The following is a 1187-nucleotide window of genomic DNA, read 5'->3' as shown; positions in this document are numbered from 1 at the left end:
AAGCCTGATGCAGCGACGCCGCGTGAGGGATGACGGCCTTCGGGTTGTAAACCTCTTTCAGCAGGGAAGAAGGCCTTCGGGTGGACGGTACCTGCAGAAGAAGCGCCGGCTAACTACGTGCCAGCAGCCGCGGTAATACGTAGGGCGCAAGCGTTGTCCGGAATTATTGGGCGTAAAGAGCTCGTAGGCGGTTTGTCGCGTCTGGTGTGAAAACCTCAGGCTCAACCTGGGGCGTGCATCGGGTACGGGCAGACTAGAGTGCGGTAGGGGAGACTGGAATTCCTGGTGTAGCGGTGGAATGCGCAGATATCAGGAGGAACACCGATGGCGAAGGCAGGTCTCTGGGCCGCAACTGACGCTGAGGAGCGAAAGCATGGGGAGCGAACAGGATTAGATACCCTGGTAGTCCATGCCGTAAACGTTGGGCACTAGGTGTGGGGCTCATTCCACGAGTTCCGTGCCGCAGCTAACGCATTAAGTGCCCCGCCTGGGGAGTACGGCCGCAAGGCTAAAACTCAAAGGAATTGACGGGGGCCCGCACAAGCGGCGGAGCATGCGGATTAATTCGATGCAACGCGAAGAACCTTACCAAGGCTTGACATGCACCGGACGCTGCCAGAGATGGTGGTTCCGCAAGGTCGGTGCACAGGTGGTGCATGGTTGTCGTCAGCTCGTGTCGTGAGATGTTGGGTTAAGTCCCGCAACGAGCGCAACCCTTGTCCTATGTTGCCAGCGGGTCATGCCGGGGACTCATGGGAGACTGCCGGGGTCAACTCGGAGGAAGGCGGGGATGACGTCAAATCATCATGCCCCTTATGTCTTGGGCTTCACGCATGCTACAATGGCCGGTACAGAGGGCTGCGATACCGTAAGGTGGAGCGAATCCCAAAAAGCCGGTCTCAGTTCGGATTGGGGTCTGCAACTCGACCCCATGAAGTCGGAGTCGCTAGTAATCGCAGATCAGCAACGCTGCGGTGAATACGTTCCCGGGCCTTGTACACACCGCCCGTCAAGTCACGAAAGTTGGTAACACCCGAAGCTCACGGCCCAACCGGTTCGTCCGGAGGGAGTGGTCGAAGGTGGGACTGGCGATTGGGACTAAGTCGTAACAAGGTAGCCGTACCGGAAGGTGCGGCTGGATCACCTCCTTTCTAAGGAGCACATACCTCCCGCCCGCGTGGTGGGGG

The 1187-nt window shown here is 58.8% G+C and carries 1 rRNA gene; it reads left to right on the top strand.

From position 1 onward, the window contains the following. A 16S ribosomal RNA gene (locus tag Q6350_RS15295) occupies positions 1-1151 on the top strand; the annotation flags it as partial. Positions 1152-1187: the final 36 nt, after the last annotated feature.

The sequence above is a fragment of the Isoptericola sp. b515 genome (genome assembly GCF_030588125.1).
Taxonomy (GTDB): Bacteria; Actinomycetota; Actinomycetes; order Actinomycetales; family Cellulomonadaceae; genus Isoptericola; species Isoptericola sediminis.
Note: the sequence above shows the minus strand (reverse complement) of the source record. Positions and strands in the feature narration are given on the sequence as shown.